This window comes from Janthinobacterium darwini (genome assembly GCF_051380905.1).
Lineage (GTDB): Bacteria > Pseudomonadota > Gammaproteobacteria > Burkholderiales > Burkholderiaceae_D > Janthinobacterium.
Map to the genome: position 1 here is coordinate 118,302 of NZ_JBNYXX010000002.1, position 14,317 is coordinate 132,618.

Sequence of the window (14,317 nt, forward strand, 5' to 3'; positions counted from 1 at the left end):
AGCAAATCCATACAGCCGCGTAGGTCGGCTTAGCTGCGCCGGTGAGGCGCTGCGTAAGCCGACAGAAGCCGCCATGGACTGGTCGGATTACGCGTACCGCTCATCCGACCTACGGCTCCGATACAAATAATTAACGCTGAAACGCCACCTGTCCAGCCACGATGGTCGCCTTCACGATACCACTCAGCTCATAGCCGAGGAAAGGCGTGTGCTTGCCCTGACTGGCCAGCGACGCCGACGACACCGTCCAGCGCGCGTGCGGATCGAAGACGCAGATGTCGGCCTCTTCGCCCACGGCCAGGCTGCCGGCCGGAATGCCGGCGACACGTGCCGCGTCGGACGTGACCTTGGCCACGGCGCGCGCCAGTGGACGCGCACCGGCCTGCGGCTGCGCCAGCGCATAGTCGTCAGCCCATTTCAGGGCCAGCGACAACAGCAGTTCCAGGCCCGTGGCGCCCGGCGAGGCTTCGCCGAAGGGCAGCAGTTTTTCATCGTCATCGACTGGCGTGTGGTCCGAGCACATGGCGTCCACCGTGCCATCGAGCAGGCCGGCACGGATCGCATCGCGGTCGCGCTGGCTGCGGAACGGCGGCGTGACGCGCGCGTTCGGATCGAAAAAGCCGATGTCGGCGTCCGTCAGATGCACATGGTGCACGCCCACGTCGCAGGTGACTGGCAATCCTTCGGCCTTGGCGGCGCGGATCAGCTCCAGCCCCGCCGCCGACGAGATGCGGCACAGGTGCACGCGCGCGCGGCTGGCGCGCATCAATTCAAAGATCGTATGCAGGGCGATGGTTTCGGACATCACGGGCACGCCCGACAAACCCAGGCGCGACGCCAGCGGACCGCTGTGGGCGATGCCGCCACGACCGATGTGCGGATCCTGCGGGCGCAGCCAGACCGTGTAGCCGAATGTGTTCGCGTACTGCATCGCGCGCAGCAGCACGGTGGTGTCTTCAATTGGCTCTTCCGCCTGCGCGAAGCCGATGCAGCCCGCTTCCGTCAGCTCCGCCATTTCCGTCAGCGACTTGCCTTTCAAGCCCATGGTCAGCGCGCCCAGCGGGTGCACGTGGGCCTTGTTCTGCGTCTTGGCGCGGTATTTCAGCATCTCCACCAGGCCAGGCTCGTCGAGCACGGGATCGGTATCGGGCGGGCAGACCAGGCTCGTGACGCCGCCCTGCAGGGCCGCCTGCAATTCCGATTCCAGCGTCGCCTTGTATTCGTAGCCCGGCTCGCGCAGGCGCGCGGACAGGTCGACCAGGCCGGGGGAAACCACCAGGCCGGCCGCATCAAAGGTGGTATCAGCCTTGAAACCGGCCGGAGCGCTGCCCACGGCAAGCACTTTGCCATCGGCGATAAACAGGTCTTGCAAGCCATCGATGCCGTTGGCAGGGTCGATCAGGTGGCCGTTCTTGATATGTAGTGTCGTCATGCTCGCTTACTCGTCCTTGGGCTATCAGCCCTGATTACCAGCCAAAATACTCATCACCGCCATGCGCACGGCGATACCGAACGTCACCTGCGGCAGAATCACCGCCTGCGGGCCATCGGCCACGGCCGAATCGATTTCAACGCCGCGGTTCATCGGGCCCGGATGCATGACGATGGCGTCCGGTTTCGCCAGCGCCAGGCGCTCGGGCGTCAGGCCGTAGCTCTTGAAATATTCCTGCGCCGATGGCAGCAGCGCGCCGCTCATGCGTTCATTCTGCAGGCGCAGCATGATGATCACGTCCACGCCTTTCAAGCCTTCATCCATGTTGGTGAAGGTGCGCACGCCCATTTGTTCCAGGCCGCCCGGCAGCAGGGTATGCGGGCCGATGGCGCGCACTTCCGGCACGCCCAGTGTGGTCAGCGCATGGATGTCGGAACGGGCCACGCGGCTATGCAGGATGTCGCCCACGATGGCCACCGTCAGATTGGTGAAATCCTTCTTGTAGTGGCGGATCGTGTACATGTCGAGCAAGCCCTGGGTCGGGTGCGCGTGACGTCCGTCGCCCGCGTTGACGACGTGGACGTGCGGCTGCTTGGTGTCGATCAGGTGCTTGGCGATCAGGTAGGGCGCGCCCGACTGCGCGTGGCGCACGACGAACATGTCGGCATGCATGGCCGACAGGTTGTCGATGGTGTCGAGCAGGGACTCGCCCTTGCTGGCCGACGAAGCCTGGATGTTCAGGTTGATGACATCGGCCGACAGGCGCTTCGAGGCGATCTCGAAGGTGGTGCGGGTGCGCGTGGAGTTTTCAAAGAAAAGATTGAAAACGCTCTTGCCGCGCATCAGCGGCACCTTTTTCACGTCGCGGTCGGAAATGCCGACGAACGAAGATGCGGTGTCGAGGATGTGGTTGACGATAGACTTCGGCAAGCCTTCAATCGTCAGCAGATGTTGCAGTTCGCCGTGTTTATTCAGTTGCGGATTAAGCATGGTGGGTATCTAGGGTGAGCGTGAATTTTCCATCGTCGGCTTGCTTCAGGACCAGGGCCTGGCCCGCCGGCACGGCAGTGAAGGCGGCCACAAAATCTGCGGCCACCGGCAGTTGGCGCTCGCCGCGATCGACCAGGGCGGCCAGCATGATCTTGGCCGGACGGCCATAGTCGAACAATTCATTGATGGCCGCGCGCGTGGTGCGGCCCGTGTACAGCACGTCGTCGACCAGCAGGATGGTGGCGCCGGCGACGTCAAAGCTGATTTTCGTCGGCTTGACGTCGGCATGCAGGCCTTTCTGGGCAAAGTCGTCGCGGTAGAACGAGACGTCGAGCACGCCCAGGCGATCCACCAGGTTCAGGTCGCGCGCCAGGCGCTCGGCCAGCCAGGCGCCACCCGAATGGATGCCGACGATGGCCACGTTGGGGATGCCCGCCAGGCCGCTCTGCACCTGCTGCAGCAAGACCGCGTACAGGGCCTCGGCGTCGAGTTGGGAAGGATTCGTAGGATGCGGCATAGAGTTCTTAATCATTCAGGATGGGAGGCTAAGGTCAGATTAATAATTCGCGTCGAAATACTGTTGCAGGATAATGGCGGCGGCGCGGTCGTCGATGACTTCACCGCGCTTGGCGGCGATAACGGCCGAGGAATAACGCTCATCGACCAGTTCCACCGGCAGGTTGAAGCGGCCATGCACCTGGTTGGCGAAACGGCGGCAACGCGCGCTCATCTCGTGCTCGGTGCCATCCGGATGACTGGGCAGGCCTACCACGATGCGGCTCGCGCCCCACTCCCTGATCAGGCTATCGATGGCGGCAAACTTCGGCTCATTCGCCGTGGCCGTGATCACGCTGAGCGGCTTGGCCTGGCAAATCATGGTATTGCCGATGGCCACGCCGATGCGTTTCAAGCCGAAATCGAAGGCGAGGATGGTGTCGATGGCGTCACTCGTCACAGCATTTTTCCATAATAAAGATCAACATAGGTGGTGCCATAAACCGTGGCGAGCAAGCTCAAAGTCGGGTTGAATAGCGGAGCTGCTCGAAGGTACAGCGAGCAACGGATGCCCGAAAGTGGGCTGCGCAATAGGTTTATGGCATCCACCTCATGCGTGTCCGGCCTCGCTCGCCAACATGAGGGGATCGATGCCCAGCAATTTGATGGCCGCGACGTAACGCTGCTCGATGGGGAAGTCGAACAGGATATCGGCCGAGGCGCCCACCGTCAGCCAGCCATTGCGGCCGATCTCGTCTTCCAGCTGGCCCGGGCTCCAGCCTGAATAGCCGATCGAAACGAGCATGCGCTCGGGACCATCGCCCTTGGCGACGGCTTCGAGCACGTCGATCGAGGTGGTAAACGCGATTTCATCGGTCACCGTCAGCGACGAGGAATAGTGCGCACCCGGCGTATGCAGCACAAAGCCGCGGTCGTCCTGCACGGGGCCGCCGAACATGATAGGTTCATTGATGATGGGCGTGTCGCTGCCGGCCGCCAGTTTCAGATCGATGCGGTCAAACAGCACTTCCATGGTCATGTCGGTGGGTTTGTTGATGACAACACCCAGCACGCCGTTTTCATTGTGCTCGCAGACGTACACGACCGTGCCGCCGAAGATCGGATCTTGCATGGCCGGCATCGCGATCAGGAAATGGTTGGCCAGATTCAAGGTGGAGGAACCGGTCGCCGCCGGCTCTCCCACACCCTGCATCAAACGATGCCCTGGTAGAGTCTGGTCAATTTTATTTTTCATACGCGATGCTCTCTCTGTGGGCTTGCTGGCAAGTCTCGCTTACCCCGCTATCGTACGCCTGGCGCAAGCTGCCGCGAATGCTGGGCGGCGCGCACCGTGATGCCAGGCGCTATTCTTGTTATGTTGTAAATTTATTATAAATTAGCTATCAATTCGCTTGGCCTTGCGGCTACGCCACGCACGCTTTGCGATTTGCGCAAAATTAAACATCACCCTGCTTGCGGGCGCATGGCCATGCCAAATGTAAAATTGATTGCACAATCGCTGTCGCACATAAACCACCACGAACATACACACTAGTTTACACTGAATTGCCGCTGCAGCGACGCCAAAGGCACGACGCGAGCGGCCATAAAGCCCTGTTGGCGGCAAAAAATGACCTATCTTTGACCCTGAACACGCAAATAATGACTATCAAGACTTCCCTGGTGTGGTTCCGGCGCGATCTGCGCGCGTTTGACCATGCTGCACTGCATCACGCCCTGCGCCAGAGCCAGGCCGTGCATTGCGTCTTCGTGTACGACACCGCCATCCTGGCAGCGCTGCCGCGCCGCGACCGGCGGGTCGATTTCATCCATGCCAGCGTGGCCGAGCTGGCCGGCGAGTTGCGCCAGCTGGGCGGCGACCTGATCGTGCTGCACGCGGACGCCGCCGAGGCCATCCCGCGCCTGGCCGCCGAATTGAAGGCCGACGCCGTGTTTGCCAACCACGACTACGAACCGCAAGCCATCGCGCGCGACGCCACCGTGGCCGCCGCGCTCACGCAAGAGGCGCGCCTGTGGTTCAGCTTCAAGGACCAGGTCATCTTTGAAAAGGACGAGGTGCTGACGCTCTCGGCCAAGCCGTACACCGTCTACACGCCGTACAAGAATGCCTGGCTGAAGAAAATGCGCGCCGAACCCGGCTGCCTGGCGCCGTTCGCTGTCGAACCGCACGCCGCCAGCCTGGCGCCGCCGCGCACCGGAACGCCTGCGCCTCTGCCCACCTTGGGCGAGCTGGGTTTCGAAGCCAGCAACCTTGCCGAACTGGCGATTCCGACTGGCATGTCGGGCGCCAGCACACTGTTCGAAGATTTCCTGCCGCGCGTGGCCCGCTATGACGTGGCGCGCGATTTTCCCGCCTTGAAGGGACCGTCCTACCTGTCCATGCATCTGCGCTTCGGCACCGTGTCGCTGCGCTATCTGGTGCGCACCATTGTCGACCTGATGGACCGGGGCGGCGGCGGCGATGGCGCGCCCGTGTGGCTGGCCGAACTGATTTGGCGCGATTTCTACGCCATGATTCTGTACCAGAACCCGCATGTGGAAGGCGGCGCCTTCAAACCGGCCTACGACGCCATCGCCTGGGAAACGGGGCCCGAAGCCGATGCCGCGTTTGCCGCCTGGTGCGAGGGGCGCACCGGCTACCCGCTGGTGGACGCGGCCATGGCGCAGCTGAATCAGACTGGCTATATGCACAACCGCCTGCGCATGGTCACGGCCTGCTTCCTGATCAAGGATCTGGGCATCGACTGGCGCCGCGGCGAAGCGTATTTCGCGCTGCACCTGAATGACTTCGACCTGGCTTCGAACAACGGCGGCTGGCAATGGGCCTCCTCGTCCGGCTGCGACGCGCAGCCCTATTTCCGCATCTTCAATCCCATCACGCAGTCGGAAAAATTCGATGCGAGCGGGCGCTTCATCCGCCGCTACCTGCCACAGCTGAAGGCGCTGGGCGACAAGGAAATCCATGCGCCCTGGCTGGTGCCGCGCATGCTGCTCGAACAAAAAAACATCGTGCTGGGGCGCGACTATCCGGAACCGCTGGTGCAGCACGATGAGGCGCGCAAGGAAACGTTGGCGCGCTATGCGGTGGTGAAGGTGGTCGCGTAGGTCGGATTAGCGGGGCAAGGCCCCGCGTAATCCGACGATATTGTTGCCTAGGCCGGTGGTGGTGTCGGGTTACGCGCTGCGCGCTAACCCGACCTACGCCACCTCACCGCCCAGCAAGCGCCCTACTTCCGCCAGCAATTCCTCTTCCTGGAACGGCTTGCCGAAATACGCATCCACGCCCAGTTCAAACGCGTGCGCGCGGTGCTTGTCGGCGCTGCGCGAGGTGATCATGATGACGGGGATGGCGCGAGTCTTGTCATCGCTGCGCACATTGCGCGTCAAGTCAAAACCGTCCATGCGCGGCATCTCCACGTCGACCAGCAGCAGGGCCGGCATGGCAGCCGGTTCCATTGCATGCAACTGCTCCAGCGCATCGAGGCCATCCTTGGCCAGCAACACCTGGTAGCCTTCGCGCTCGAACAGACGCTGCATCACGCGGCGCACCGTCAGCGAATCATCGACCACCATCACGCGGATGGCAGGCACGGCCAGTGCGCTGGAGGCGGCATGCTGTTCGCTGCTGGCCAGCGCATACTGCGACAGCAGTTCCGGGTGATGCTCCAGGTGCTGCGCCAGCGCCACCGGATTGAGGATCAGCACGATATCGCCCGTGCCCAGTACCGTGGCGCCGGCGATGCCCGGCATGCGCGCCAGCTGCGGCCCCACATGCTTGACCACGACCTCTCGGTTGCCCACCACGTCATCGACCTGCAGCGCCAGCCTGTCATTGCCATTCCTGAGCAGGAGCACGGGCGCATAGCGCAGCGTGGCCTGCGCCACCGGCGTTTCGCCCAGCATGGCCGACAGGTGATGCAGTGCCAGCGACTGCCCGTGCGACGCGATGCACCCGGCTGCCCGCACCTGCTCCAGCTGTTCGCCTTTCAGGTGCAGCACCTGCTCCACCAGCACCGATGGCAAGGCATACGTCTTGCCGTTCGCCGCCAGCAGCACCACTTGCGTGACGGCCAGGGTCAGCGGCAGGTGAATGGTGAAGCGCATGCCCAGGCCGGCTTGCGTCAGCGTCTCCACGCGGCCGCCCAGGGCCAGCGCTTCAGAGCGCACGATATCCATGCCAAAACCGCGGCCTGCCAGTTCCGTCAGGCTGTCGGCGGTGGAAAAACCCGGCGTGAAAATCAGCTCGGCCGCCTGCACGTCGCTCAGAGGCGCATCCGTCGCCACCAGGCCGGTGCCGTGTGCCTTGGCGCGAATGCGTTCCAGGTCGAGCCCAGCGCCATCGTCGGAAAATGCAATCGCCACTTCATTGCCCTGCTGGCTGACCTGCACCAGCAGCTCGCCCGTCTCGCTCTTGCCCGCCACCAGGCGCGCTTCGCGCGGCTCGATGCCGTGCACGATGGCGTTGCGCAGCAGGTGCTCGAACGGCGCGGCCATGCGTTCGAGCACGCTGCGGTCGATTTCCACGCCACCGCCGCGGATGTCGAGGTTGACGCGCTTGTCAACTTCCTTGGCGCTTTGCCGCGCCACACGGAACAGCCGTTCGGCGATGCTGGCAAACGGCACCATGCGTATCTGCATCAGGTCGCGCTGCAGCTCGCGCGTCAGCCGCGCCTGCAGCACCAGATCGTCCGTCACCGCATCGACGCTGTGGCTGAGATTTTCGTGGAACGAGGCCACGTCGTTGACGCTTTCGGCCATCATGCGCGTGAGTTCCTGCAGGCGCGTAAAGCGGTCGAATTCGAGCGGGTCGAATTCGCGCTCGCTGCCGACGGCCATGCGCGAGGCGATCTGCGATTCGGCCTGCATTTCCACTTCGCGCAACTGGCGCCGCAGACGCGCCAGGTTGTCGGAAAACTCGGACAGCGAAGCGCCCAGCACGCCGACCTCATTTTCCATTTTAGAACGCGTGATCGACACTTCGCCGGCCTGGTTCACCAGGCGGTCGAGAATATCGGCGCGCACGCGCACCAGCGCCGCCTTCGGTTCGGCGGCCGGCGTGTCTTCCATGCCCGGCAAGGGCAGCAACGGTTGCTGCAACTGCTCGAACAGGTGCAGCGCATGGTCGTAATGGGCCAGCAACTCCTCGAAGGCCTGTGGCGTGGCGGTGCCCGCGTGCAGCATGTTTTCGATATGCGTCTCGATTTCATGCGCATGCTGGCCCAGGCGCATGGCGCCGGCCATGCGCGCGCTGCCTTTGACGGTATGCAGGGTGCGCAGCAGCATCTGCGCCTGGCTGCTGTCGTGCGGCTGCTGCTGCCAGCTGCGCAGCGCCTCGCCGATCTGCGGCAGCAGGTCGGCGCCCTCTTCCAGGAAGACAGACAATAGATCGAGATCGAGTTCATCGCTGATGCCGGCGCTCGCTGCCAGCAGCGCGGCCGCATCTGGCGGCATGATGGCCGGCGCCGGCGCTTCCGGCACGGCGTGCTCCAACGGCGGCGCGTGTTCGAAGCCGGCGTCGAACAGGTCGTCGCTGGCGCCGCGGTCGTGTGCCTGCGCCTGTGCCGGCGCCGGCGCCGGCGCATCAGCCGGCCGCAGTGCATCGGCGACGATGCTCGCATACGCCGCCTCGAACAGGGTCTCGAGCTGCGCCGCAGGGATCTCGGCCAACGCGTCGTCCTGCGCTTCGGCCGGCAGCACCGGCGTGCCGACGATGCTGGCGTAAGCGGCCGCAAACAGGGCGTCGAGCCGGTCTTCCTGGCTCTCGCCGGGCGGCGCCGTCAAGGTGCGCCACAGGGTGTTGAGCGCTTCGATCATGTCCGGCTGCGATGGTGCCAGGTCGCCCAAGGCAAACGCCTGCAGCATCTGCGCGATGCGCTGCGTGGCCTGTTCCAGCACGTCATGCTGCCCGGCGCGCAGGCCGGCCAGCGGCACCACCACCGTTTCGATCACTGTCTCTAGCGCGTGCGCCAGGTCGCGCAGGGACTGGAAACCGACCGTGCCGGAAGTTCCCGCCAGGGTATGCACAGCTTGCAGCGCCTCCGCGCTGACGGCGCGCTGTTCATGGCGCCATTCGCCGAAATCGCGCGTGAGCACGCGCAGCAATTCATCCGTCTCGGCCAGGTAGATGTTGTACAAGGGGAGGCTGATGCGCAGTTCGCCGACGTGCTTGAGGTTATCGTCAGGCGCGTCGTGGGCGGCGGGCGCCGTGGCGGATGGAAAGCCGATCACATTGCCGCTGCTGGCCACGGGCGTCGCCGCGCGCGGCTTGCGCAGTTCAAACGGACCGCCTTCGCGCACGCGCTCAGCCGCCGCCAGCAGCATGCCGGCCTCGCGCTCGCGCCCTGCGCCGCCTTCCAGTTCGGCCAGCCATTCGCTGAGCTGGTACCAGCCGTAATTGAGCAAGGTGAACAGATCATCGCTGACGGGGCGCGCTTCAGCCAGCCAGGTATTCATGACACGCTCGATGGCGCCGGCTGCTTCGGCAAACTGCGCCAGGCCGATCATGCGGCTGCTGCCTTTCAGGGTGTGGAACGAGCGGCGCAGCATGGCCAGGTGGTCGCCGCTGGCGGCCTGCTCGCGCGGCAAGGCCAGGGTGGTGTCAATGAAGGCCAGTACTTCGCGCGCTTCGGCGATAAAGATGTCGAGCATCTCGGCGTCGACACCGGTCACTTCTGGCGCAGCATCCATGCCAGCAGGCGCGGCGGGCGCCAGCGCCTGGTCGAGCAAAGGCACCGGCACGGCGCCGGCGGCGGCGACTTTTTCAAATGGCAGGGCGCGGAAGGTGCCGGCGACGGCATCGAAATGGAAACGCCCGCTGGCCGCTTGCGCGTTGCGGCCCAGCATATCGACAAAAAAGCCCAGTGCGCTGACATTTTGCGCGATCTCGTCGAGCGCCTCGGCATGCGCCTTCGCATTGGCATCCGCATTTGCGTCACCACCAGCCAGCTGCCGCACGGCCGCGTCAACCTGCAGCACGGCGGCGCGCGCATCTTCCTGTCCCAGCCCGGCCAGCTGCTGCTGCAACTGCCCCAGCACAAGCGCGACGCCATCGAGGCCCCCCGCCCTCGCCCCCGCTGCATCCGCGTAATAGGCGTTAAGCACCTTTTCCACCTGGCGCAGGCCCGTCTTCATTTCCTCGGCCAGCGCGGCGACGGTCTGCCCCTGTTCGATCTGGCGCGACAGCTCGCCCGCCGTGACGGGTGGCGGCGCTTCGCCGGCCAGCAGCGCCTGCAGGCGTGCGGCGATGGTTTCCGCATTGCCGGCAAAATCGTCGGGCAGGCGGCGCACCTGCTCCAGGCCCGTATCGGCAAACAGCAGCGCCATGCCGATTTCATTCTCCAGGGCCGCGCTACGCCCGGTGGCCACGGCTTGCCGCGCCACCGCCGCGCATTCGCGCAGCAGGCTGGCCAGGGCCGGCTGCTTCAGGGACTCCACATGTGCCGCCACCTCTTGCAGCGACGCGTCAAAATCCGTGCCCAGAACGGGATCGAGGTCGGCTTGCGCCAGGCGGCTCCAGCTGGCGCGCGCCTGCGCCAGGGCCGTGCGGGCCCCTTGCAAGGCATCCTGGTCGACCTGGCCATAGCGCCGTGTTTCCACGTCGGCGGGCACCTGCCCTTCCAGCGCAAAAGCGGCACGCAGCTGGCGTGCCTCCGGCGTCGGCTCAGTGGCGGCCGCGATGAAGAACAGGGCGTCGCGCAGCATCGGTTCGGGCAGGCTGGCCGTGCCCTGCGCCAGGCGGCGCAATTGCAGGTTGATCAGGCCGAACAGCTGTTTGACGTTGAGCGTGCCCATGCCCTCGCCGCTGGCCGCCAGTCCGGCAAACGCCTGCATGGCGAACCAGAAGGTGCGCGCCGGCGCTTCTTGCTGGGCGTCCGCCACCAAGGTCAGGGTGGCATGCAATTCGCTTGCGTGCTGGCGCCGCGCCGCATCATCCTGCGCCTTCAGGAAGGGCAGCAATGACTTTTCAAAGCGCCCGCGCCAGGCCGGATAATCGGCCAGCGGGGGCGCGTCCGCCAGCGCGATGGCATGCCCTTCCAGCATCGATGAAGGTGGAAAAAACAGGTCCGCCGGGTGTATGCGCTCGGCGCCCAGCATGGTTTGCAGGGCGCGATAGTAGGGGAACAAACGCGTCGGCTGCGGTGGCGTGCCGGCCACCAGGTCTTCCAGGTATTCGATCAGGGCCTGATACAAGTCGGCGACAATCTGCGCATGGTCCAGCGTGTATTCCAGGCTGCCGTCGCGAAAGCGCGCCAGTGCCTGTTCCGCGCCGTCCGTCAGCAGGCTGGCGCCGGCTACGTCCACCATCACCAGCGCGCCATGCGCCTGGTGCAGGTGCGAGCGGGCATGCTGCAGGGCCGTGGCGCGTTCCTCGCGCTCGCGGCCACCCGCTTCGAACAGCGCCGTTTTCGAGCGGCCCAGCGCTTCGCGGATTTCCACCATCACCCACGACAACGGCTCACTGTCAAACGGCTTGGACTGCTGTGGACTAACAGGTGTGCTCATGCATGCCTCGGTAAAGAAATCGCCTGGACTGGCGCGGCGTTCAGGCGGCGACGCGGAAGCGCGACACCGAATTTTTCAGTTCCTGCGCCAGCATCGACAGTTTATGGATCGATTGCGCCGTTTGCTGCGTGCCATCCTGGGTCTGCTCCGTCACGCTCAGGATATGCTGGATATTCAAGGCTACGCCGCTGGCCGAACCGGCCTGCGTGCCCGTGGCGAACGAGATGCCCTGAATCAGTTCGGCCAGGTGTTTCGACACCTGGCTGATGTCGTTCAAGGCAGCGCCGGCCGCGTCGGACAGGTGTGCGCCCTCGACCACGCCCTGCGTGGATTTTTCCATCGCGCGGGTAGCATCCTGGGTATCGGCCTGGATGGTGCGCACCAGCGCGCCGATCTGCTTGGCGGCAGCTGCCGAGCGTTCTGCCAGGCGCTGCACCTCCTCGGCGACAACCGAGAAGCCGCGCCCCGCTTCGCCAGCCGATGCAGCCTGGATGGCGGCGTTCAGCGCCAGCACGTTGGTCTGTTCGGTGATGTCGGAAATGAGCTCGGTGATTTCGCCGATTTCCTGCGACGATTCGCCCAGGCGCTTGATGCGCTTGGAGGTATCCTGGATCTGCTCGCGGATTTCATGCATGCCCTTGATGGCATTTTCCACCGCCGTCGCCCCCTGCTGCGCCGCCGCCACCGACTGGCGAGCCACGTCGGCCGAGACACTGGCCGACTTCGACACGTCGGTAATCGCATTGGCCATTTTGACCACGGTGGCGCTCACGCCCTGGATTTCGCGCGACTGCTGCTGCGAAGCGATCAACAGCTTGCTGGAGATACTTTGCGCCTGCGTCGAGGCGCGGTTGACCTGTTCGGCCGTCGCCGTCACGCGCCCCACCAGGCCGCGCAATTCCTCCACCGTGTAATTGACGGAATCGGCGATAGCGCCCGTGATGTCCTCCGACACGGTGGCCTGTACCGTCAGGTCGCCGTCGGCGACCTTCTGCAATTCGTTCATCAGGCGCAGGATGGCCGCCTGGTTCTGGTCATTCTTGGCCTTGGCCTGCTCTTCCTTTTCCTGCGACAGCAGGCGCAGGATTTCCGCTTCCTGACGCCGCCGCTCGGCGTCGCGCGTACGGTTGACGGAGTCCTGCAGCAGCACGCGGCCGATGCCGGCCGCCGCGATCAGGGTCAGCAATACGCCGCCAACCATCATCCAGAAGGCCATGCCCAGGGTTTCCTGGTTCACGTGGTACATCTGCTGCAGCAGGGTCAAACGCTGGCGCAGGTCTTCGTTCTCGTTGAAAATCAGCTGTTCGGCGCTCTTGGCCGAACTGAATTTATCCAGCCGGTCGAGTATCGACGAAACCAGCTTCTGGTAAGTGTCGAAACTGGCTTTCAGCGCCACCAGCCGGTCGCGCAGTTCGGCGTCGCGCGTGGGCGCCAATTGCAGCGACATGCTGCCGTTGAGCAAGCCTTCGACGGCGGTACGGAAATACGTCGTGTCGCGCCCCAGCGAAAATGCCGTTTCCGAGCTGATGCTGCCCGACGACAGAAACTCGCTGGCACTGCGACTCATGCGCTGGCTCAGCATCATCAGGCGGCCGATGACGGCCAGGTCGCGCGCGTTGCCGCCGCGCTGCACCTTGAGCGCCGCTATTTCCTCGGTCTGCGCCAGCAGCGCCGGCGACAGTGCGTTCAATTGCTGCAAGGTCTTGTCGAATTCACCCAGCTCCGTTTTCAGGCGCAAGATGGTGCTGGCCGCGCGGTCGCTGCTGGCCCACTTCTTGCGCGCGTCGGCCACCGCCGCCAGCAGGCCGGAACGCGACTCGCCGATATCGCGGCCGTGATACGTCCCGCCGCGCAGCATCAGGCGGAAATCCTGGTTCAGCTCATTGCGACTTTCCTCGAGCTGGCGGAAGGCTTCCGGATTACCCTGCACGGCATTCGGCGCAGCCTTGCCGATGCGCTGCGAATGCATTAACGCGTCGCTGGCCAGCTGCGTCTGCGCCGAGGCGATATTGCCGCTGCGCGTATTGAGGCCGACGAACAGCAGGCTGGCGGCCAGACTCAGGGCCATCACCGTCGACAGGATGCTCAATTGCCTTTGCAGCGGCAAATGGCCGATCAGCGGCAGCTTCAAGTCGCTGACCGGTGCCTTGGCCAGCGACTTGCGCCGTCCCAGCGCGTCGCGCAAGCGCAGCGGCAGGTCGGCCGCCGCGGTCGGCCCGTCAGCAACGTGGTCCGTCTCGGGCATGCCGGTAGTCAGGATAGGAGAATTGGCGCCCATCAGCGTATGTCCTCGTGGTCGGCGAATCCGCCAAAACCGGCATCAAGGAAGCGTTCCGATTGCGCCAGCTGCGCCAGGTCCAGGCGCAGCCACTGCTGCCCTGCGCTGTCGCACAGCGTCTGCGCCGCCCAGGAAGGCACCTCGCGAGCCGCCTCCGGCATGGGCATGGATTGCATCGTGCGCAGCTGGCGCAAGCCCAGCACGCGCTCGACCAGCAGTGCGCAATTGAGGCCCAGGCGGGGAGAAAACGTGATGATGCGGCAGTGGCTGCCGGGCGCGCAGGCCGGTTCGCCCATGTAGCGGGCCAGGTCGACAACCCCCGTCAGGCGTCCGCGCATGGCCGCCAGGCCCAAATACCAGTCCTGCGCCAGCGGCACGCCCTGGATCTGCACCCCGGCGGCAATGACGATTTCACCGAGCTGCGTCAGATCGAGCAGGCACGGCCGGCCACCGAGCATCACGCCCAGTTCCTTGCGCGCTGCCAGCGCGCCGCTGCGCGCGGCCTGTATCCGCTCGATCAATTGCAGCTGATACTGGCGCAAGCGCCCCTGCCGCGCCCCCATATCGAAAGATGACATGGCGGCAGCGGCAGGCGGGAA

Annotated in this window: 9 protein-coding genes; 1 reads left to right on the top strand and 8 read right to left on the bottom strand. The window is 64.7% G+C overall.

All coding sequences use genetic code 11. From position 1 onward, the window contains the following. Window positions 1–130: 130 nt before the first annotated feature. The 5 genes from ACQ4WZ_RS16020 to ACQ4WZ_RS16040 all read right to left on the bottom strand — a co-directional run bounded on the left by ACQ4WZ_RS16020 (window position 131) and on the right by ACQ4WZ_RS16040 (window position 4,130). On the bottom strand, window positions 131–1,432 hold the full coding sequence (locus ACQ4WZ_RS16020) for a dihydroorotase (protein ID WP_436573952.1): 1,302 nt from the start codon (window positions 1,430–1,432) through the stop codon (window positions 131–133). A 24-nt stretch (window positions 1,433–1,456) separates the two neighbouring features. Continuing rightward, the gene (locus tag ACQ4WZ_RS16025) at window positions 1,457–2,422 is read right to left on the bottom strand and encodes an aspartate carbamoyltransferase catalytic subunit (protein ID WP_034746695.1); all 966 of its coding nucleotides are present in this window, start codon (window positions 2,420–2,422) and stop codon (window positions 1,457–1,459) included. Beyond that, window positions 2,415–2,939 carry a bifunctional pyr operon transcriptional regulator/uracil phosphoribosyltransferase PyrR gene (pyrR, locus tag ACQ4WZ_RS16030; RefSeq protein WP_101482754.1) on the bottom strand — a complete coding sequence of 175 codons (525 nt, stop codon included), beginning with the start codon at window positions 2,937–2,939 and terminating at the stop codon, window positions 2,415–2,417. Before pyrR ends, ACQ4WZ_RS16025 begins: the two co-directional genes overlap by 8 nt. 39 nt (window positions 2,940–2,978) lie before the next feature. Further along, entirely contained in the window at window positions 2,979–3,362 is a 384-nt protein-coding gene (gene ruvX, locus ACQ4WZ_RS16035; protein WP_070256114.1) for a Holliday junction resolvase RuvX, read from the bottom strand. A 165-nt stretch (window positions 3,363–3,527) separates the two neighbouring features. Further along, window positions 3,528–4,130 carry a YqgE/AlgH family protein gene (locus ACQ4WZ_RS16040; RefSeq protein ID WP_101484723.1) on the bottom strand — a complete coding sequence of 201 codons (603 nt, stop codon included), beginning with the start codon at window positions 4,128–4,130 and terminating at the stop codon, window positions 3,528–3,530. A gap of 449 nt (window positions 4,131–4,579) precedes the next feature. Between ACQ4WZ_RS16040 and ACQ4WZ_RS16045 the strand changes: the two genes are divergently transcribed. Then, the gene (locus ACQ4WZ_RS16045; protein ID WP_436573953.1) at window positions 4,580–6,043 is read left to right on the top strand and encodes a cryptochrome/photolyase family protein; all 1,464 of its coding nucleotides are present in this window, start codon (window positions 4,580–4,582) and stop codon (window positions 6,041–6,043) included. Between the two features lie 93 nt (window positions 6,044–6,136). Here the strand turns inward: ACQ4WZ_RS16045 and ACQ4WZ_RS16050 are convergent, their stop codons facing one another. Genes ACQ4WZ_RS16050 through ACQ4WZ_RS16060 form a run of 3 tightly spaced genes read right to left on the bottom strand, consistent with a single transcriptional unit; the run spans window position 6,137 to window position 14,296 of the window. Beyond that, complete coding sequence (locus ACQ4WZ_RS16050; protein WP_436573954.1) at window positions 6,137–11,440, bottom strand: Hpt domain-containing protein; 5,304 nt, start codon at window positions 11,438–11,440, stop codon at window positions 6,137–6,139. A gap of 40 nt (window positions 11,441–11,480) precedes the next feature. Then, window positions 11,481–13,718, bottom strand: a complete 2,238-nt coding sequence (locus ACQ4WZ_RS16055; RefSeq protein ID WP_133989302.1) for a methyl-accepting chemotaxis protein — start codon at window positions 13,716–13,718, stop codon at window positions 11,481–11,483. Continuing rightward, complete coding sequence (locus tag ACQ4WZ_RS16060) at window positions 13,718–14,296, bottom strand: chemotaxis protein CheW (protein WP_436573955.1); 579 nt, start codon at window positions 14,294–14,296, stop codon at window positions 13,718–13,720. The genes ACQ4WZ_RS16055 and ACQ4WZ_RS16060 overlap by 1 nt, the downstream gene beginning before the upstream one ends. Window positions 14,297–14,317 lie beyond the last annotated feature (21 nt).

Excerpts from the sequence above, each read along its gene's own strand:
- ACQ4WZ_RS16060 (WP_436573955.1), bottom strand. The coding sequence starts at position 14,296 with ATGTCATCTTTCGATATGGGGGCGCGGCAGGGGCGCTTGCGCCAGTAT.
- ACQ4WZ_RS16050 (WP_436573954.1), bottom strand. The coding sequence starts at position 11,440 with ATGAGCACACCTGTTAGTCCACAGCAGTCCAAGCCGTTTGACAGTGAG.
- ACQ4WZ_RS16040 (WP_101484723.1), bottom strand. The coding sequence starts at position 4,130 with ATGCAGGGTGTGGGAGAGCCGGCGGCGACCGGTTCCTCCACCTTGAAT.
- ACQ4WZ_RS16025 (WP_034746695.1), bottom strand. The coding sequence starts at position 2,422 with ATGCTTAATCCGCAACTGAATAAACACGGCGAACTGCAACATCTGCTG.
- ACQ4WZ_RS16045 (WP_436573953.1), top strand. The coding sequence starts at position 4,580 with ATGACTATCAAGACTTCCCTGGTGTGGTTCCGGCGCGATCTGCGCGCG.
- ACQ4WZ_RS16020 (WP_436573952.1), bottom strand. The coding sequence starts at position 1,432 with ATGACGACACTACATATCAAGAACGGCCACCTGATCGACCCTGCCAAC.
- ACQ4WZ_RS16055 (WP_133989302.1), bottom strand. The coding sequence starts at position 13,718 with ATGGGCGCCAATTCTCCTATCCTGACTACCGGCATGCCCGAGACGGAC.
- pyrR (WP_101482754.1), bottom strand. The coding sequence starts at position 2,939 with ATGCCGCATCCTACGAATCCTTCCCAACTCGACGCCGAGGCCCTGTAC.